The organism is Pseudomonas sp. FG86 (assembly GCF_057808775.1).
On the sequence record NZ_JBMDIS010000063.1, the window covers coordinates 1 to 18132 of the forward strand.

The following is an 18132-nucleotide window of genomic DNA, read 5'->3' on the forward strand; positions in this document are numbered from 1 at the left end:
CAGCATCAGGTCGTACTTGGGTCATTTGAAGGTGGGGTTTATGGAGCGCTTACGAGAGCACCGCCTTGATAGCACTCAGCAACTCGGTCAGGTCCTGCTGCTTGCACACGTAGCCGGCCGCCCCTGCCTGCATGCAACGCATGGAGAAATGCCCGGGTGCCTGCGATGTCAGCACCAGCACCTTGAACGGCGTGGCCTGTTTGGTGGAGGACAGTCGACAGATAACTTCCAGACCATCCAGTTTGGGAATTCCAATATCCAGTATGACAATGTCCGGCATATGCTCCCGCGCAAGTTGCAACGCATCGACACCGTTATCGGTCTCGGCAACGACCTCATAACCATGGCGTTCCATTAGCATACGCACAGCAAGACGAATGACGGGATGATCATCCACGATCAGCACTTTATTCATGAGAAAGTCCAATTTCGCTGTTCGAATTATTCAGAGCAAGCACAATAGCCTAGTCGTTTCCTAGTTGGCATAGCATTCCCCCCTGAGCAACAGCAAGCAGAGACCCAACCCACAACCAGATAGGAATTAACCTACAAAAAATCACCAACGCGGATGTATCGAGTTTTATGGAGCCTTTCAGACCTTTCCGGGGGCACACATATTTTGAGTGAAATATCCAATACATAAGGGGGTGAAGGTAAACGTGGCGCACAGGAGTTTCAGGAAACGCCCCTTTTTTGTCGCCTTCACGCGTACGAGCTGGCAAAAAAAGCCTGACTCTTTCAGTTCCATTTAACATATCTACTTACACCCTAATTTTCCTACAGAACTTTCTGCGTCTTACAACTGCCCCGCACTTTTGTGAGTGAATTTTCTGTAAGACATAGTTCCTGATCAGGTGTAAATAATTCATTCATACCTTTAAAAACAGCTACGCCCGCAAACTCAACTTTTTAAGCGCTTAAAATTCCGCATTAAACACTGCTTAAACATATGGGGCTCCCACCTTTTTCAAGGCAAAAAAAATGGCCCCTTGAAAAAGGGGCCATCTTTCACACCATCTTAAAGACTCAGAACAACTTGCGACCCTTGTTGGCCGCAATGCGCATGCGCAGTGCGTTCAACTTGATGAAGCCTGCCGCGTCCGCCTGGTTGTAGGCGCCGCCATCTTCTTCGAAGGTGGCGATATTGGCGTCGAACAGCGATTCATCCGACTTACGACCAGTAACGATCACATTACCCTTGTACAGCTTCAGACGTACAACGCCGTTCACGTGGACCTGGGAAGCATCGATCATCTGTTGCAGCATCAGGCGCTCAGGGCTCCACCAGTAGCCGGTGTAGATCAGGCTGGCGTACTTGGGCATCAGCTCGTCTTTGAGGTGAGCCACTTCGCGATCCAGGGTGATGGATTCGATGGCGCGGTGAGCGCGCAGCATGATGGTGCCACCCGGGGTTTCATAGCAGCCACGGGACTTCATGCCCACGTAGCGGTTCTCGACGATGTCGAGACGGCCGATACCGTGCGCGCCACCGATACGGTTCAAGGTCGCCAGCACGGTGGCCGGGGTCATTTCGACACCGTCCAGCGCGACGATATCGCCGTTGCGGTAGGTCAGTTCCAGGTATTGCGGCTTGTCGGGAGCGTTCTCCGGGGAGACGGTCCATTTCCACATGTCTTCTTCGTGCTCGGTCCAGGTGTCTTCCAGCACGCCGCCTTCATAGGAGATGTGCAGCAGGTTGGCATCCATCGAGTACGGGGATTTCTTCTTGCCATGACGCTCGATCGGGATCGCGTGCTTTTCAGCGTAATCCATCAGCTTTTCACGGGACAGCAGGTCCCACTCACGCCAAGGAGCAATCACTTTCACACCAGGCTTCAGCGCGTAGGCGCCCAATTCGAAGCGTACCTGGTCGTTGCCCTTGCCGGTGGCACCATGGGAAATGGCGTCAGCGCCGGTTTCGTTGGCGATTTCGATCAAGCGCTTGGCGATCAGCGGGCGTGCGATGGAAGTACCCAGCAGGTACTCACCTTCGTAGACGGTGTTGGCGCGAAACATCGGGAAAACGAAATCGCGGACGAACTCTTCGCGCAGGTCGTCAATGTAGATCTCTTTCACGCCCATGGCTTGCGCCTTGGCACGTGCAGGTTCGACCTCTTCGCCCTGACCCAGGTCAGCGGTGAAGGTCACCACTTCACAGTTATAAGTATCCTGCAGCCACTTGAGGATCACCGAAGTGTCCAGGCCGCCGGAATACGCGAGAACGACCTTGTTTACGTCGGCCATGCCATCACTCCACGGGGTTTTACGGAAAGGCGTCGATTCTACCGACCAAAACCGTGAATTTACAGGGGCGCGACAGCAAATGAAGATAAAGCGACAGATTATGTCGACCGAGCGACCGATGGTCGCACCTTATGACGTGGCAGCAGGGTTGCTGGGGGCCTTGGCCTGGGGCGCCGTTTTGTCCGGAACGGCAACGCGCTCGAGCTGAATGTTCACGCGGCGGTTACGGGCGCGGTTGGCGGCGTTGGTATTAGGCGCCAGGGGGTAGCTTTCGCCATGGAAGCGCATCGTGATCTGCGACTCCTGGATACCATTGGCCTTGAAGTAGTCCATCACCGCCAGGGCACGCCGGCGCGACACATCGCGGTTGGTCAGGCGATTGCCGCTGTTGTCGGAGTGGCCGTTCAACTCGATATGGTTCACCGTCGGGTCGGCTTTCATGAACGCGAGAATCACCGCCAGCTTGCGCTTGGCCGCAGCATCCAGTTCGATGCCTCCACCGGGGAAGCCGATTTCGGTCTGTTTGACCTGATCGTAATTCATCGGTAACAGCTTGGCGGTGCACAGTTGATAGTCGTTATAGGCCTTGTTGAATTTCACCGGTAACAGGCGAATTTCCGAATAGCCGCCCTCGCGGGCGTAATGCCGCACGGTCGGGCTGCGCCCCTCGAGCAAACCGGTGAACAGGCGCCCGGCCTGGGCCTGGGAACTGTTGAACAGAACATCGCCACTGCCCGCGTGCACGGCGCCGAGGTTGATATCGCCCCGGCCCGGTTGCCAGGGCGCAGCGGCCGCCAGCAACGTGGCCGAGCCCGCGCCCAACGCGCCGCTGTAGGCTTTCAAACGGAACGTGGCCTGCTCGCCGGCCCGGCGCACGAACTCACCCGAGCCGAAATCGGTGATCGGCTGGGTCAGGCGGCACTCGAATTGGTCGCCTTCCACCTTCCACTCAATATTTTCCAGACGTGTCTGGAACGTGAGGGCCATCGCAGGCAGGCTGGCGAACACACTGAGCAGGGCTAGATAATGCTGGCGCACGGGAGGCTCCACTGGTTTCTACAACACTTCAAAGCGTCATACATCGTTAAGGCATACCCAGGGATATCGGTCGCATCCTGCAAAACTTGATAGCGAGTGCCTGCAAGAGTCTTTTCCGGTAGCATTCCCACCAGATTGACCCGCCTGGAATCCCCAATGTCCGACCGCCTGACCCTGCTGCGTCCCGACGACTGGCATATTCATCTTCGCGATGGTGCTGCGTTGCCCCAAACCGTGGCCGATGTAGCGCGTACGTTTGGCCGCGCCATCATCATGCCTAACCTGGTACCTCCGGTGCGCAATGCCGAGCAAGCCGACGCCTATCGCCAGCGCATCCTCGCTGCGCGGCCGGCCGGCAGCCGCTTCGAACCGCTGATGGTGCTCTACCTGACCGACCGCACCCAGCCCGAAGAAATTCGTGAGGCCAAGGCCTGCGGTTTCGTGCACGCCGCCAAGCTGTACCCGGCGGGCGCAACCACCAACTCCGATTCAGGCGTGACCAGCATCGATAAGATCCTGCCCGCCATCGAAGCCATGGCTGAAGTTGGCATGCCGCTGTTGATCCACGGTGAAGTCACCCGTGGCGACGTCGACGTGTTCGATCGCGAGAAGCTCTTCATCGACGAGCACATGCGCCGCGTGGTCGAGCTGTTCCCCACGCTCAAGGTGGTGTTCGAACACATCACCACGGCGGATGCCGTGCAGTTCGTCACCGAGGCCTCGGCCAACGTGGGCGCGACCATCACTGCGCATCACCTGCTCTACAACCGCAACCACATGCTGGTGGGCGGGATTCGGCCGCACTTCTATTGCCTGCCGATTCTCAAGCGCAATACCCATCAGGTGGCCTTGCTGGACGCCGCCACCAGCGGCAACCCGAAGTTCTTCCTCGGTACCGACTCGGCTCCCCATGCCCAGCACGCCAAGGAAGCCGCATGCGGTTGTGCCGGGTGCTACACCGCGTATGCCGCCATCGAGTTGTATGCCGAAGCGTTCGAACAGCGCAATGCCCTGGACAAGCTCGAAGGCTTCGCCAGCCTCAACGGTCCACGTTTCTATGGCCTGCCGGCGAATACCGATCGCATTACCCTGGTCCGTGAAGACTGGACCGCCCCTGCCAGCCTGCCGTTTGGCGAGCTGACTGTTATCCCGCTGCGCGCCGGTGAAACACTGCGCTGGCGCCTGCTGGAGGAAAGCAAGTGAGTGAAGACCATTACGACGACGAACACGAGCATAGCGGGGGCGGCTCCCGTCACCCGATGGCCGAGCGGTTTCGCGGCTATCTGCCGGTTGTCATCGACGTAGAAACCGGGGGCTTCAACTGCGCCACCGATGCCCTGCTGGAAATCGCGGCCACCACCATTGGCATGGATGAACAGGGCTTCGTGTTCCCGGAACACACGCACTTCTTCCGGGTTGAACCGTTCGAAGGCGCCAATATCGAAGCCGCGGCCCTGGAGTTCACCGGGATCAAGCTTGATCACCCGTTGCGCATGGCAGTCAGTGAAGAAGCGGCGCTGACCGATATCTTTCGTGGCGTGCGCAAGGCATTGAAGGCCAATGGCTGCAAACGCGCGATCCTGGTGGGTCACAACAGCAGCTTCGACCTGGGCTTCCTCAACGCCGCAGTGGCGCGCCTGGACATGAAGCGCAACCCGTTCCACCCGTTCTCCAGCTTTGACACGGCGACCCTGGCCGGCCTGGCCTATGGCCAGACCGTCTTGGCCAAAGCCTGCCAGGCGGCCGGTATCGACTTTGACGGACGCGAAGCCCATTCGGCCCGCTACGACACTGAAAAGACCGCCGAACTGTTCTGCGGTATCGTCAACCGTTGGAAACAGATGGGTGGCTGGGAAGACTTCAGCGACTGAGTTCATCGCCCGCGCATAAAAAAACCGGCCCTCTCAGGCCGGTTTTTTTTACCCGGAATCTGGCTTACAGCTTGCCAGCGTTCTCGGTCAGGTAAGCCGCAACACCTTCAGGCGAAGCGTTCATGCCCTTATCGCCTTTTTTCCAGTTGGCAGGGCAGACTTCGCCGTGTTCTTCGTGGAATTGCAGGGCGTCGACCAGACGGATCAGCTCTTCCATGTTACGGCCCAGCGGCAGGTCGTTGATGATCTGCGAGCGCACAACGCCCTTGTCATCGATCAGGAACGCGCCACGGAAAGCCACGCCGCCTTCGGACTCAACGTCGTAGGCCTTGGCGATGTCGTGCTTCATGTCGGCAGCCATGGTGTATTGGACTTTGCCGATGCCGCCATCATTGATGGCAGTGTTACGCCAGGCGTTGTGGGTGAAATGGGAGTCGATGGAAACGGCGACCACTTCAACATTGCGCGCCTTGAAATCGGCCATGCGGTGATCCAGGGCGATCAGTTCCGAAGGGCAGACAAAGGTGAAGTCCAGCGGGTAGAAAAACACCAGGCCGTATTTGCCTTTGATGGCTTCAGACAATTTGAAGCTGTCAACGATTTCGCCATTGCCGAGGACGGCTGGGACGTCGAAATCCGGGGCTTGTTTACCGACGAGTACGCTCATGGGTTATCTCCTGATGTAGGGGTGACGATTGAAGTAAAAGGACCGGCCTCGAGTCTGTCGCACCTAAGCGACAGACCTGTGACGCAGTCACGCTTCGTGAAGACCGAACATCATACACTGAAAAAACCGTTCGTCAGCGCGCGGGCGTTTAGCCTAAAGACCTACGATTCTACTTTGACAATCATTCTCGTTAACATTAAGATCCATCGCACTTAAGCCTCAACCCGCGACGGTTCTCCCTTATGTATGTCTGCCTCTGCACTGGCGTCACCGACGGACAAATCCGCGAAGCAATCTATGAAGGTTGCTGCAGCTACAAAGAAGTGCGTGAAACCACCGGCGTTGCCAGCCAATGCGGCAAATGCGCCTGCCTCGCCAAGCAAGTGGTACGGGAAACCCTGACGCAGCTGCAAACAGCCCAGGCCGCGCTCCCCTACTCAGCAGAATTTACACACGCTTAAATAAGCGTGTTTTAAAGAACCGGACAGAGTGTCCGGTTTTTTTATGCCCGTATTTCAATTAGTTAGCGTCAAGACGCGGAACACAAACATTCTTATTCCTATTAATTTTCATTTATTATTCAATAACTTAGGTTTGACAGTAGGGGTTTCGACACTCAAACTCCACCCTATATACAGCTATTACAGGGCAGGACCCCAGTCATGAAAGGCGACATCTCAGTCATCCAGCAACTCAATAAAATCCTTGGCAATGAACTGGTCGCGATCAATCAGTACTTCCTGCATGCACGCATGTATGACGATTGGGGCCTCGAAAAGCTGGGCAAACGCGAATACAAAGAATCGATCAAGGCCATGAAGGACGCCGACGCGCTGATCAAGCGCATCCTGTTCCTGGAAGGCCTGCCCAACGTGCAGGACCTGGGCAAGCTGAACATCGGCGAACACACCCAGGAAATGATCAACAGCGACCTGGGCTTCGAGCGCAAGAGCCACAGCGACCTCAAGGCCGCCATTGCCCACTGCGAAACCAAAGGCGACTTCGGCAGCCGTGAACTGCTGGAAGATATCCTGGAAGACCAGGAAGAACATATCGACTGGCTGGAAACCCAACTGGGCCTGATCGACAAGGTCAGCCTGGAGAACTACCTGCAATCGCAGATGGGTGAATAACCCTTAGCGACAGGTACAAAAAAGCCCCGCTCTCTCAGGAGAAGCGGGGCTTTTTATTACGCGCTTTTACACCAGCATCAAGCTTCAGTCTTGGCTGCCGCTTTTGCCGCTGCGTCTTTGATCAGCGTCTGCAACGAACCGTCAGCGGCCATTTCAGTGATGATATCGCTGCCGCCGACCAGTTCACCGTCAACCCACAGCTGTGGGAATGTCGGCCAGTTGGCGTACTTAGGCAGGTTGGCGCGAATTTCCGGGTTTTGCAGGATATCCACGTAGGCGAACTTCTCGCCACACTGCATCACGGCCTGGGACGCCTTCGCGGAGAAACCGCACTGCGGAGCGTTTGGGGCGCCCTTCATGTAAAGCAGAATGGTGTTGTTGGCAATCTGCTCTTTGATCGTTTCGATGATATCCATGGAACACCTCGGCTGGAACTTTGCGACTCACAGGTCGGCACGGTGGCGCATTGTAACGCAAAATTCCAGCGCGGTGCTCGGGCACCTTATGCGGCCGCGACCTGTACAGGCACGCCATTGAGCGCCGCGTTCCCCGACAGCTCATCCAACTGCCGCTCGTCGGTCAGGTCGTTGGCACTGGCCCCAGGCTGAGTGCTGGCGATAGCCATCTGCACCCCCGGACGCCCATGCCCCCAACCATGGGGCAAGCTGACGACGCCAGGCATCATGTCCAAACTGGCCACGACCTCCACCTCAATCATGCCGATACGCGAACTGACCCTCACCCGCTGCCCATCACTCAACCGACGGCTGGCCAGGTCATCAGGGTGCATCAGCAACTGATGGCGCGGCTTGCCCTTCACCAGCCGATGATAGTTATGCATCCAGGAATTGTTGCTGCGCACATGGCGGCGGCCGATCAGCAGCAGTTCGTCGTCCACGGGTACCGGCTGCGCCGCAAAACGCGCCAAGTCTGCCAGGATCACCGCAGGGGCCGCCTGCACCCGGCCGTTGGCCGTTTTCAGTCGCTCGGCAAGATTGGGCTTGAGCGGCCCCAGGTCCACGCCATGGGGATGGTCCGCCAGCATTGCCACCGACAATTTGTGAGCGGACGCATCACCGTAGGCGCCCGCGCGCAGCCCGAAATCGATCATCTGCGCCGGCGGCAGGGTCGGCTTGAGTGCCACACCGGTCCGCGCCGCAAAAGCCTTGGCCAACCCGACAAAGATTTCCCAGTCATGCAGCGCGCCCTCAGGCTTGGGCAGGATCGCGCGATTGAAACGGGTGACATTGCGTACGGCGAACATATTGAACGTGGTGTCGTAATGGTCGTTTTCCAGCGCCGAGGTGGACGGCAGGATCAGGTCGGCGTATCGCGTGGTTTCGTTGATATAGAGGTCGACACTGACCATGAACTCGAGCCCGTCCAGAGCCTGTTCCAACTGACGCCCATTGGGTGTCGAGAGCACCGGGTTACCGGCCACTGTCACCAGGGCGCGGATCTGTCCTTCGCCTTCGGTGAGCATTTCCTCAGCCAGTGCCGACACGGGCAACTCGCCGCCGTACTCCGGGCGCCCGGAAACCCGGCTCTGCCAGCGGTTGAAATGCCCACCGCCGGTGGAGGCCACCAGATCCACTGCAGGGCTGGTGCAGAGCGCGCCACCCTCGCGGTCGAGGTTGCCAGTCACCAGGTTGATCAATTGCACCAGCCAATGGCACAGCGTGCCGAACGCCTGGGTCGAAACCCCCATCCGTCCGTAACACACGGCCTTGTCCGCCGCGGCGAAGTCCCGCGCCAACTGGCGAATCTGCTCGGCAGGCACCGCACACTGACGGCTCATGGCCTCTGGGGTAAATCCGGCGATAGCGCGGCGTACTTCTTCCAGGCCCTCAACCGGCAGATGGCTGTCGCGGGTCAGGTCCTCGGCAAACAGCGTGTTGAGCAAGCCAAACAATAGCGCCGCATCCCCGCCAGGCCGCACGAAAATGTGCTGGTCGGCCATCGCCGCCGTCTCGCTGCGCCGCGGATCGACCACCACCACTTTGCCCCCCCGGGCCTGGATGGCCTTGAGACGCTTCTCCACATCAGGCACGGTCATGATGCTGCCGTTGGACGCCAGGGGGTTGCCGCCGAGGATCAGCATGAAGTCGGTGTGGTCGATGTCCGGGATCGGCAGCAACAGGCCATGGCCGTACATCAGGTGACTGGTGAGGTGATGGGGTAATTGGTCCACCGAGGTTGCGGAAAACCGATTGCGCGTCTTCAACAGGCCGAGAAAGTAGTTACTGTGAGTCATCAGCCCATAGTTGTGCACGCTGGGGTTGCCCTGATACACCGCCACGGCATTCTGCCCATGCCGCGCCTGGATCCCCGCCAGTCGCTCGGCGACCAGGGCAAAGGCGTCTTCCCAGGGGATCGGCTGCCATTCGCTGCCCACCCGCAACATAGGCTGGTGCAGGCGGTCCGGGTCATTCTGGATATCCTGCAATGCCACGGCCTTGGGGCAGATATGGCCGCGACTGAACGTGTCCTGCAGGTCCCCCTTGATCGAGGTAATTGCCAGGCTACCGTCGTCGGCGCGGGTGGTTTCCAGGGTCAAGCCACAAATGGCTTCGCACAGATGGCAGGCACGGTGATGGAGAGTCTTGGTCATGGCCAGTCTCTTTATTGGGCTTTGGCCCAACTATGGGCCGCGACCGCCAGAGGCGCCAGCAACGTTCGTCCTGTGAATCGACGAGCATCAGGCTAAGCCATGGCTAAGCGTGAGCAAATGTTTCAGAAAACGCCTGCGCAGCCCCTGAAAGCGACGCAGCCTGGCCTGGGCCCGGCCTCGCAGATTGCAAAAGGTCGTAACGCCAGTGTACAAATGACCCGCTGCTGTCAGGAAATCGTCTTCAAAAGCGCTCTCGCGCCCTTCTTGAACACCCCTAAAAACCGTAGCCCTATTGGTAAGACGCGACATTTAATTATAAGATCGCGCCTTCCCCTATTTCGTCGCCCCGTGCGGCTTTCGCCGCAGGTCTCGCCCGTTGTCACAATAAACAAGGCTTTGAGTATCTGCGGTCTGTTGCAAAAAGGTAGTTAATGATGAGCGCAAGGCACTTTCTCTCCCTGATGGATTGCACGCCCGAAGAGCTGGTCAGCGTGATCCGTCGAGGCATTGAGCTTAAAGACCTGCGTAACCGCGGCGTACTGTTCGAGCCTTTGAAAAACCGCGTGCTCGGGATGATTTTCGAGAAGTCGTCGACTCGCACCCGCCTGTCCTTCGAAGCCGGCATGATCCAGCTGGGTGGCCAGGCAATCTTCCTGTCGCCGCGCGACACCCAACTGGGCCGTGGCGAGCCGATCAGCGATTGCGCGATCGTCATGTCGCGCATGCTCGATGCGGTGATGATCCGTACCTTTGCCCACAGCACCCTGACTGAATTTGCCGCCAACTCACGCGTCCCGGTGATCAACGGCCTGTCCGATGACTTGCACCCCTGCCAGTTACTGGCTGACATGCAGACCTTTCTCGAACACCGTGGCTCGATCCAGGGCAAGACCGTGGCCTGGATCGGCGACGGCAACAATATGTGCAACAGCTATATAGAAGCGGCGATCCAGTTCGATTTCCAACTGCGTATCGCCTGCCCGGAAGGCTACGAGCCTAACGCCCGCTTCCTGGCACAGGCGGGTGACCGCGTCACCGTTGTGCGCGACCCGCGCGAGGCGGTGATCGGTGCGCATCTGGTCAGCACCGACGTCTGGACCTCCATGGGCCAGGAAGACGAAACCGCCAAGCGCCTGGCGCTGTTTGCGCCATTCCAGGTAACCCGCGCCCTGCTCGACCTGGCCGCGCCGGATGTGCTGTTCATGCACTGCCTGCCCGCCCACCGTGGCGAAGAAATCAGCCTCGATCTGCTTGACGATCAACGTTCGGTCGCCTGGGACCAGGCTGAAAACCGCCTGCACGCGCAAAAGGCCCTGCTTGAGTTCCTGGTCGAGCCGGCGTACCACCACGCATGAGCCAGTCCTTACTGCTGAACCTGCGCAATCTGGCATGCGGCTATCAAGACCAAAGGGTGGTGCAGAATCTCAACCTGCACCTGAATGCCGGCGACATCGGCTGCCTGCTGGGTTCCTCGGGGTGCGGCAAGACCACCACCCTGCGCGCGATTGCCGGGTTCGAACCGGTGCACGACGGTGAAATCAGCCTGGCAGGCGAAGTCATCTCCAGCGCCGGCTTCACCCTTGCCCCAGAGAAACGTCGCATTGGCATGGTCTTCCAGGACTACGCGCTGTTCCCTCACCTCTGCGTGGCCGACAACATCGCCTTCGGCATTCGCAAGCACCCGCAGAAAGACCGCGTGGTCGCCGAGCTGCTGGAGCTGGTCAATCTGAAGAACCTGGGCAAGCGCTTCCCCCACGAGCTTTCCGGAGGGCAGCAGCAACGTGTAGCCCTCGCCCGTGCCTTGGCGCCGGAGCCCCAACTGCTGCTGCTGGATGAGCCGTTCTCCAACCTTGATGGCGAACTGCGGCGCAAGCTAAGCCACGAGGTGCGCGACATCCTCAAAGCCCGCGGCACCAGTGCGATCCTGGTAACCCATGACCAGGAAGAAGCTTTCGCCGTGAGCGACCATGTCGGCGTATTCAAGGAAGGCCGCCTGGAGCAGTGGGATACGCCCTACAACCTCTATCACGAACCTCTGACGCCCTATGTCGCCAGCTTCATTGGCCAGGGTTATTTCATTCGTGGCCAGCTAAGCACCCCGGAATCCGTCAATACCGAGCTGGGCGAACTGCGCGGCAACCGTGCCTACTCCTGGCCGACCGGCGGCGCCGTGGACGTGTTGCTGCGCCCGGACGACATCGTCTACGCGCCGGACAGCGCTTTGAAAGCGCGAATTGTCGGCAAGACCTTCCTCGGCGCATCGACCTTGTACCGCTTGCAACTGCCGACCGGCGCACAACTGGAATCGATCTTTCCCAGCCATGCCGACCATCAGGTCGGTGCGGATGTCGGGATTCGCGTCGCGGCTGAACACCTGGTGCTGTTCCAGGCCTGCGGCAGCGTCGCGGCGCAGGTACCACGGTCCGAGTCAGGCGTACGGCGCTACAGCCCGGCCAGCAGTATTTGAAGAAACCGGGTCGAAATGTGGGAGGGGGTTTTCTCCCGATAGCAGTGGGTCAGCTATAGACAAGCTGACTGCCACACCGCCATCGAGAGCACCCTCCCACATTGAATTTCATTCACGTCGCAATCGACTTCAGGCCCTGCCAATCGGCGCGAATTTGGCCTGGGTATGTTCCGCCAGCACTGCGGCGGACAACTCCACTTCCAGCCCCCGTCTCCCCGCACTGACAAAAATCGTCGCGAACGGCTGCGCCGTCGTATCGATAAACGTGCGCAAGCGCTTTTTCTGCCCCAGCGGGCTGATACCGCCCAATAGGTAGCCCGTCGACCGTTGCGCCGCCGCCGGGTCAGCCATCTCGACTTTTTTCACCCCGGCCGCATGGGCCAAGGCTTTTAAATCCAGACTTCCGACGACCGGCACCACCGCCACCAATAACTCGCCTTTTTCGCTGCTCGCCAACAGGGTCTTGAACACCTGAGCCGGGTCAAGACCCAACTTTTCCGCGGCCTCCAGACCATACGACGACGCTTTGGGATCGTGTTCATAACTGTGGATGCGATGTTCGGCGCGAACTTTTTTCAACAAATCCAGTGCAGGGGTCATGCATGCTCCAGGCGTGGCAAACAGAGGACAGATTCTAGGCCAAGCCCACACAAAACGCTCTAGTACGCCCCTGACTCCCGTCAACACTTGCGGTGACGAGCGTGATCATTCATCAAACCTATAGTTGGAAAATGACTAATAGTTCACTTTCGACCTTTGACAGGCGTCATTCTTGTCTATATTTTTTCGTTTCCGAATACTGTAGGAATACAGCTGCAGCATTCGAGCAGTAAGCCTCGCCGAGGATGGGGATCCTCGACACGGTGAAAATCGCGCAAGGCCCGTTGAGGCCCGACGCCTGACAAGAACAACAAATTGAGGTTTTCCATGACAACTGCACTTCAACAGCCTTCACTTTCGAGCCAATGCATGGCCGAATTCCTGGGGACTGCGCTTCTGATCTTCTTCGGTACAGGATGTGTCGCTGCCCTCAAAGTCGCGGGTGCCAGCTTTGGTTTGTGGGAAATCAGTATCATCTGGGGGATCGGCGTCAGCATGGCGATCTACCTGAGCGCCGGTATCTCCGGGGCTCACCTCAATCCGGCGGTGAGTATCGCCCTGTGTCTTTTCGCCGATTTCGACAAGCGTAAACTGCCCTTCTATATCCTCGCCCAGGTCGCCGGTGCCTTCTGCTCCGCGGCGCTGGTGTACACGCTCTATAGCAATCTGTTTTTCGATTACGAACAAACCCACCATTTGGTTCGTGGGACCCAGGCCAGCCTGGAATTAGCCTCGGTGTTTTCGACCTACCCCCATGCGCTGCTGAGCACAGCTCAAGCGTTCCTGGTGGAAATGGTCATCACCGCCATCCTGATGGGCGTGATCATGGCCCTGACCGACGATAACAACGGCTTGCCACGCGGCCCCCTTGCTCCGCTGCTGATTGGCTTGCTGATCGCAGTCATCGGCAGCGCCATGGGCCCATTGACCGGTTTTGCGATGAACCCTGCGCGGGATTTCGGGCCCAAGCTGATGACCTTTTTCGCCGGCTGGGGTGAAATGGCCTTTACTGGCGGACGCGACATTCCCTACTTCCTGGTTCCGATTTTCGCGCCGATTGTCGGTGCTTGCCTCGGTGCCGCGGCTTATCGCGGGCTGATTGCCCGCCATCTGCCAAGCGCCGCACCTGCCGCAGCGGAGGCCAAAGAAGCCGCCGTCAACGGCGAAACGCGTATTTCCTGATAGCAACCGCCTGGGCCCTACTGCCCGTTTAGTGATCCAGGCCGTTTCCCACTCCCTTATTTCTCGTCCAAGGCAATCGACATGACCGACATTCAGAATAAGAACTACATCATTGCCCTTGATCAGGGCACCACCAGTTCGCGGGCGATCATCTTTGATCGTGACGCCAACGTGGTCTGCACCGCCCAGCGTGAATTCGTCCAGCATTACCCGCAGGCGGGCTGGGTCGAACATGACCCGATGGAAATCTTCGCCACCCAGAGCGCGGTAATGGTCGAGGCCCTGGCCCAGGCTGGCCTGCACCATGACCAGGTTGCCGCTATCGGTATCACCAACCAGCGTGAAACCACCGTGGTCTGGGACAAGGTCACCGGTCGCCCGATCTACAACGCCATCGTCTGGCAGTGCCGCCGCAGCACCGAAATCTGCCAGCAGCTCAAGCGTGACGGCCACGAGCAATACATCAGCGACACCACCGGCCTGGTCACCGACCCGTACTTCTCCGGCACCAAGCTCAAGTGGATCCTCGACAATGTCGAAGGCAGCCGCGAACGTGCGCGCAACGGCGAACTGCTGTTCGGTACCGTCGACAGCTGGTTGATCTGGAAATTTACCGGCGGCAAGACCCACGTCACCGACTACACCAACGCCTCGCGCACCATGCTCTTCAACATCCACACCCTGGAGTGGGACGCGAAGATGCTGGAAATCCTTGATGTGCCGCGCGAGATGCTGCCGGAAGTCAAGTCGTCGTCGGAAATCTACGGCCGCACCAAGAGCGGCATTGCCATCGGCGGCATCGCCGGTGACCAGCAGGCCGCGCTGTTCGGCCAGATGTGCGTTGAACCGGGCCAGGCCAAGAACACCTACGGCACCGGCTGCTTCCTGCTGATGAATACCGGCGACAAGGCCGTGAAATCCAAGCACGGCATGCTCACCACCATCGCCTGCGGCCCGCGTGGCGAAGTGGCCTACGCCCTGGAAGGCGCGGTATTCAACGGTGGTTCCACCGTGCAGTGGCTGCGTGACGAGCTGAAAATCATCAACGACGCCCACGACACCGAATACTTCGCCGGCAAGGTCAAGGACAGCAATGGCGTCTACCTGGTACCCGCGTTTACCGGCCTGGGCGCCCCCTACTGGGACCCCTACGCCCGTGGCGCGTTGTTCGGCCTGACCCGAGGCGTACGCGTGGATCACATTATTCGTGCAGCCCTTGAGTCGATTGCCTACCAGACACGCGACGTACTGGACGCGATGCAGCAGGATTCCGGCGAACGCCTCAAATCCCTGCGGGTGGATGGCGGCGCAGTGGCCAACAACTTCCTGATGCAATTCCAAGCCGACATCCTCGGCACCCAGGTCGAGCGCCCGCAAATGCGCGAAACCACTGCACTGGGCGCGGCCTACCTGGCGGGCCTGGCTTGCGGGTTCTGGGGTAGCCTGGACGAACTGCGTGGCAAGGCGGTGATCGAGCGCGAATTCGAACCTCAGCTTGAAGAAGCCGCCAAAGAGAAACTCTACGCCGGCTGGCAAAAAGCAGTGAGCCGCACCCGCGATTGGGAACCCCACGAAGGCGCTGAATAAGCCAAGCGCAGGACCCATATAGGGTTGTAACTGGCAGGGAGCAGATTCCTGCGTCATCATGGGCCACTTTTGTATGGCAGCCCAAAGGACGCCCCATGAATCTGCCTCCCCGCCAGCAACAAATCCTCGAACTGGTCCGCGAACGCGGCTACGTCAGTATCGAGGAAATGGCGCAGCTATTCGTTGTCACCCCGCAAACCATCCGCCGCGATATCAACCAGCTGGCGGACGCCAATCTGCTGCGCCGCTACCACGGCGGCGCGGCCTATGACTCCAGTGTCGAAAACACCGCCTACGCCATGCGTGCCGACCAGATGCGCGACGAGAAACAGCGCATCGGCGAAGCCATCGCCGCGCAAATCCCCGATCACGCGTCGCTGTTCATCAACATAGGCACCACCACCGAATCCATCGCACGTGCGCTGTTAAACCACAATCACCTGAAAATCATCACCAACAACCTCAACGTCGCCACCATGCTCAGTGCCAAGGACGACTTCGATGTGTTGCTGACCGGCGGTAATGTGCGCCGTGATGGCGGCGTGGTGGGCCAGGCCAGCGTGGACTTTATCAACCAGTTCAAAGTCGACTTCGCCCTGGTGGGTATCAGCGGCATTGACGAGGACGGCAGCCTGCTCGACTTCGATTACCAGGAAGTGCGGGTGTCACAGGCGATCATCGCCAATGCACGCCAGGTGATCCTGGCGGCGGACTCGAGCAAGTTCGGGCGCAATGCCATGATTCGCCTGGGGCCGATCAGCCTGGTGGACTGCCTGGTGACCGACCAGCAGCCCGTACCGGCGCTGGTGCAGTTGTTGAACCAGCATAAGGTTCGCCTGGAAGTGGTCTAGCGCCTGCATTGACGCCATCGGGGCAAGCTCCCTCCCACCTTTGATGTGTGAACCCGCTCAAATGTGGGAGGGGCGGTGCGACGATTCGACTTGCCCCCGATGGCGATCTATCTGACAGGCCATTGCCTAAGCCTGCCTCGGTTTCATGTTCACAAATTTTCTTTTCTCGCCCCTTCGATGAGTTTTTTCAATCGAAGTCGGGTGGCTGTGGGCGCGTTTATCAGCTACCATTTTCGCAAATGAACATTAATGTTCGAATTCCAATACGAAAAAGATCGCGAGGCCAGCCGATGAACCCTTCTACCTTGCCTGCTCCACCGCTTGCCGAAGTCTATGACGTTGCTGTTATCGGTGGCGGGATCAATGGCGTCGGCATTGCAGCAGACGCAGCCGGGCGCGGTCTGTCGGTGTTCCTTTGCGAAAAGGACGACCTGGCCAGCCACACCTCTTCCGCCAGCAGCAAGCTCATCCATGGCGGCCTGCGCTACCTCGAACATTACGAATTCCGCCTGGTGCGCGAAGCCCTGGCCGAACGTGAAGTGCTGCTGGGCAAGGCACCGCACATCGTCAAACAGATGCGCTTTGTGCTGCCACACCGCCCGCACCTGCGTCCGGCGTGGATGATCCGTGCCGGCCTGTTCCTGTATGACCACTTGGGCAAGCGGGAAAAGCTCGCCGGTTCGAAAAGCCTCAAGTTCGGCCCTGACAGCCCGCTGAAAAGCGAAATCACCAAAGGCTTCGAATACTCCGACTGCTGGGTCGATGACGCCCGCCTGGTCGTACTCAATGCCATGGCCGCCCGTGAAAAAGGCGCGCATATCCACACCCAGACCCGTTGCGTCAGCGCCCACCGCAGCAAGGGCCTGTGGGAAATGAACATGGAACGCGCCGATGGCAGCCTGTTCTCGATCCGCGCCAAGGCGCTGGTGAATGCAGCCGGCCCATGGGTCGCCAAGTTCATCAAGGAAGACCTGAAGCTCGACTCGCCCTACGGTATCCGCCTGATCCAGGGCAGCCACCTGATCGTGCCGAAACTGTATGAAGGCGCCCACGCGCACATCCTGCAGAACGAAGACCAGCGTATCGTCTTCACCATTCCCTACCTGAACCACCTGACCATCATCGGCACCACCGACCGCGAGTACACCGGCGACCCGGCAAAAGTGGCGATTACCGAAGGCGAAACCGACTACATGCTCAAAGTCGTCAACGCCCACTTCAAGAAACAGCTGAGCCGCGACGACATCGTCCACACCTATTCCGGGGTGCGTCCGCTGTGCAATGACGAGTCGGACAACCCCTCGGCCATCACCCGCGACTACACCCTGTCCCTCTCCGGCGGCACGGGCGAAGCACCGATCCTGTCGGTATTCGGCGGCAAGCTGACCACCTATCGCAAGCTCGCCGAATCGGCGATGGCGCAATTGGCACCGTACTTCACCCAGATGCGCCCAAGCTGGACTGCCACGGCCAGCCTGCCCGGTGGCGAGGACATGACCACGCCAGAAGCGCTGGCCGAGGCCATTCGCGGCAAATTCGACTGGGTACCCAGCGAGATCGCGCGCCGCTGGTCCACCACCTACGGCAGCCGTACCTGGCGCCTGCTGGAAGGCGTGCACACCCTGGCCGACCTGGGTGACCACCTGGGTGGCGGCCTGTACACCCGCGAAGTCGACTACCTGTGTGCCGAAGAGTGGGCGACCCAACCCCAGGACATCCTGTGGCGCCGCACCAAGCTCGGCCTGTTCACCACCCCGGAAGAACAGGACAACGTGCAACGTTACCTGTCCAAGGTTGAACAGAACCGTAGCCGCATCCAGGCAGCCTGACGGACCCGTCGTACAAAAGCCCCTGCGCCCTGTGGCCCAGGGGCTTTTTCAT

Annotated in this window: 16 protein-coding genes and 1 pseudogene; 10 read left to right on the forward strand and 7 right to left on the reverse strand. The window is 59.1% G+C overall.

Annotated features, from left to right (window positions below):
- Positions 1-52: 52 nt before the first annotated feature.
- The 3 genes and pseudogenes from ACODSV_RS27150 to ACODSV_RS27160 form a co-directional block, all read right to left on the reverse strand.
- Positions 53-415, reverse strand: a pseudogene (locus ACODSV_RS27150) (response regulator); the annotation flags it as partial.
- A gap of 611 nt (positions 416-1026) precedes the next feature.
- Positions 1027-2244, reverse strand: coding sequence for an argininosuccinate synthase (locus ACODSV_RS27155; protein WP_024073718.1), 1218 nt, complete (start codon positions 2242-2244; stop codon positions 1027-1029).
- 129 nt (positions 2245-2373) lie between these two features.
- A complete protein-coding gene (locus ACODSV_RS27160) occupies positions 2374-3282 on the reverse strand; it encodes a flagellar protein MotY (protein ID WP_024073717.1) in 909 nt (302 codons plus the stop codon).
- Between the two features lie 156 nt (positions 3283-3438).
- On the opposite strand from ACODSV_RS27160, the gene pyrC reads away from it, so the two are divergent.
- Complete coding sequence (pyrC, locus tag ACODSV_RS27165) at positions 3439-4485, forward strand: dihydroorotase (RefSeq protein WP_150095178.1); 1047 nt, start codon at positions 3439-3441, stop codon at positions 4483-4485.
- Entirely contained in the window at positions 4482-5153 is a 672-nt protein-coding gene (rnt, locus tag ACODSV_RS27170; RefSeq protein ID WP_024073715.1) for a ribonuclease T, read from the forward strand. The genes pyrC and rnt overlap by 4 nt, the downstream gene beginning before the upstream one ends.
- Before the next feature lie 64 nt (positions 5154-5217).
- Here rnt and ACODSV_RS27175 read toward each other — a convergent pair whose 3' ends face one another.
- Positions 5218-5820, reverse strand: a complete 603-nt coding sequence (locus ACODSV_RS27175) for a peroxiredoxin (RefSeq protein WP_024073714.1) — start codon at positions 5818-5820, stop codon at positions 5218-5220.
- A 242-nt stretch (positions 5821-6062) separates the two neighbouring features.
- Here ACODSV_RS27175 and ACODSV_RS27180 point away from each other — a divergent pair, with 242 nt between their 5' ends.
- Entirely contained in the window at positions 6063-6281 is a 219-nt protein-coding gene (locus ACODSV_RS27180; RefSeq protein WP_010564137.1) for a bacterioferritin-associated ferredoxin, read from the forward strand.
- A 201-nt stretch (positions 6282-6482) separates the two neighbouring features.
- Positions 6483-6953: a bacterioferritin gene (gene bfr, locus ACODSV_RS27185; RefSeq protein ID WP_024073713.1), complete on the forward strand. Its 471-nt coding sequence runs from the start codon at positions 6483-6485 to the stop codon at positions 6951-6953.
- 77 nt (positions 6954-7030) lie between these two features.
- On the opposite strand, the gene grxD is transcribed toward bfr, so the two are convergent.
- Together grxD and ACODSV_RS27195 are read right to left on the reverse strand one after the other, a co-directional pair.
- Complete coding sequence (gene grxD, locus ACODSV_RS27190) at positions 7031-7369, reverse strand: Grx4 family monothiol glutaredoxin (protein ID WP_024073712.1); 339 nt, start codon at positions 7367-7369, stop codon at positions 7031-7033.
- Positions 7370-7455: 86 nt separating this feature from the next.
- On the reverse strand, positions 7456-9564 hold the full coding sequence (locus tag ACODSV_RS27195) for a molybdopterin oxidoreductase family protein (RefSeq protein ID WP_150055823.1): 2109 nt from the start codon (positions 9562-9564) through the stop codon (positions 7456-7458).
- A gap of 434 nt (positions 9565-9998) precedes the next feature.
- On the opposite strand from ACODSV_RS27195, the gene argF reads away from it, so the two are divergent.
- Complete coding sequence (gene argF, locus ACODSV_RS27200) at positions 9999-10919, forward strand: ornithine carbamoyltransferase (protein ID WP_150055824.1); 921 nt, start codon at positions 9999-10001, stop codon at positions 10917-10919.
- Positions 10916-12031, forward strand: coding sequence for an ABC transporter ATP-binding protein (locus ACODSV_RS27205; protein WP_069075352.1), 1116 nt, complete (start codon positions 10916-10918; stop codon positions 12029-12031). Before argF ends, ACODSV_RS27205 begins: the two co-directional genes overlap by 4 nt.
- Before the next feature lie 129 nt (positions 12032-12160).
- Here the strand turns inward: ACODSV_RS27205 and ybaK are convergent, their stop codons facing one another.
- On the reverse strand, positions 12161-12631 hold the full coding sequence (gene ybaK / locus ACODSV_RS27210) for a Cys-tRNA(Pro) deacylase (RefSeq protein ID WP_024073708.1): 471 nt from the start codon (positions 12629-12631) through the stop codon (positions 12161-12163).
- A gap of 327 nt (positions 12632-12958) precedes the next feature.
- Between ybaK and ACODSV_RS27215 the strand changes: the two genes are divergently transcribed.
- From ACODSV_RS27215 to glpD, 4 genes are all read left to right on the forward strand, one after another.
- Complete coding sequence (locus tag ACODSV_RS27215; RefSeq protein ID WP_024073707.1) at positions 12959-13813, forward strand: MIP/aquaporin family protein; 855 nt, start codon at positions 12959-12961, stop codon at positions 13811-13813.
- Positions 13814-13894: 81 nt separating this feature from the next.
- On the forward strand, positions 13895-15400 hold the full coding sequence (gene glpK, locus ACODSV_RS27220) for a glycerol kinase GlpK (RefSeq protein WP_024073706.1): 1506 nt from the start codon (positions 13895-13897) through the stop codon (positions 15398-15400).
- A 95-nt stretch (positions 15401-15495) separates the two neighbouring features.
- A complete protein-coding gene (locus ACODSV_RS27225; protein ID WP_010212755.1) occupies positions 15496-16251 on the forward strand; it encodes a DeoR/GlpR family transcriptional regulator in 756 nt (251 codons plus the stop codon).
- A 290-nt stretch (positions 16252-16541) separates the two neighbouring features.
- Entirely contained in the window at positions 16542-18080 is a 1539-nt protein-coding gene (gene glpD, locus ACODSV_RS27230) for a glycerol-3-phosphate dehydrogenase (protein WP_150053928.1), read from the forward strand.
- The last annotated feature ends 52 nt before the right edge of the window (positions 18081-18132 follow it).

Coding starts and splice junctions, on each gene's coding strand:
- ACODSV_RS27180 (WP_010564137.1), top strand. CDS start 6,063: ATGTATGTCTGCCTCTGCACTGGCGTCACCGACGGACAAATCCGCGAA.
- ACODSV_RS27225 (WP_010212755.1), top strand. CDS start 15,496: ATGAATCTGCCTCCCCGCCAGCAACAAATCCTCGAACTGGTCCGCGAA.
- argF (WP_150055824.1), top strand. CDS start 9,999: ATGAGCGCAAGGCACTTTCTCTCCCTGATGGATTGCACGCCCGAAGAG.
- ACODSV_RS27195 (WP_150055823.1), bottom strand. CDS start 9,564: ATGACCAAGACTCTCCATCACCGTGCCTGCCATCTGTGCGAAGCCATT.
- ACODSV_RS27205 (WP_069075352.1), top strand. CDS start 10,916: ATGAGCCAGTCCTTACTGCTGAACCTGCGCAATCTGGCATGCGGCTAT.
- bfr (WP_024073713.1), top strand. CDS start 6,483: ATGAAAGGCGACATCTCAGTCATCCAGCAACTCAATAAAATCCTTGGC.
- ybaK (WP_024073708.1), bottom strand. CDS start 12,631: ATGACCCCTGCACTGGATTTGTTGAAAAAAGTTCGCGCCGAACATCGC.
- ACODSV_RS27215 (WP_024073707.1), top strand. CDS start 12,959: ATGACAACTGCACTTCAACAGCCTTCACTTTCGAGCCAATGCATGGCC.
- ACODSV_RS27155 (WP_024073718.1), bottom strand. CDS start 2,244: ATGGCCGACGTAAACAAGGTCGTTCTCGCGTATTCCGGCGGCCTGGAC.
- pyrC (WP_150095178.1), top strand. CDS start 3,439: ATGTCCGACCGCCTGACCCTGCTGCGTCCCGACGACTGGCATATTCAT.
- glpK (WP_024073706.1), top strand. CDS start 13,895: ATGACCGACATTCAGAATAAGAACTACATCATTGCCCTTGATCAGGGC.
- ACODSV_RS27175 (WP_024073714.1), bottom strand. CDS start 5,820: ATGAGCGTACTCGTCGGTAAACAAGCCCCGGATTTCGACGTCCCAGCC.
- grxD (WP_024073712.1), bottom strand. CDS start 7,369: ATGGATATCATCGAAACGATCAAAGAGCAGATTGCCAACAACACCATT.
- glpD (WP_150053928.1), top strand. CDS start 16,542: ATGAACCCTTCTACCTTGCCTGCTCCACCGCTTGCCGAAGTCTATGAC.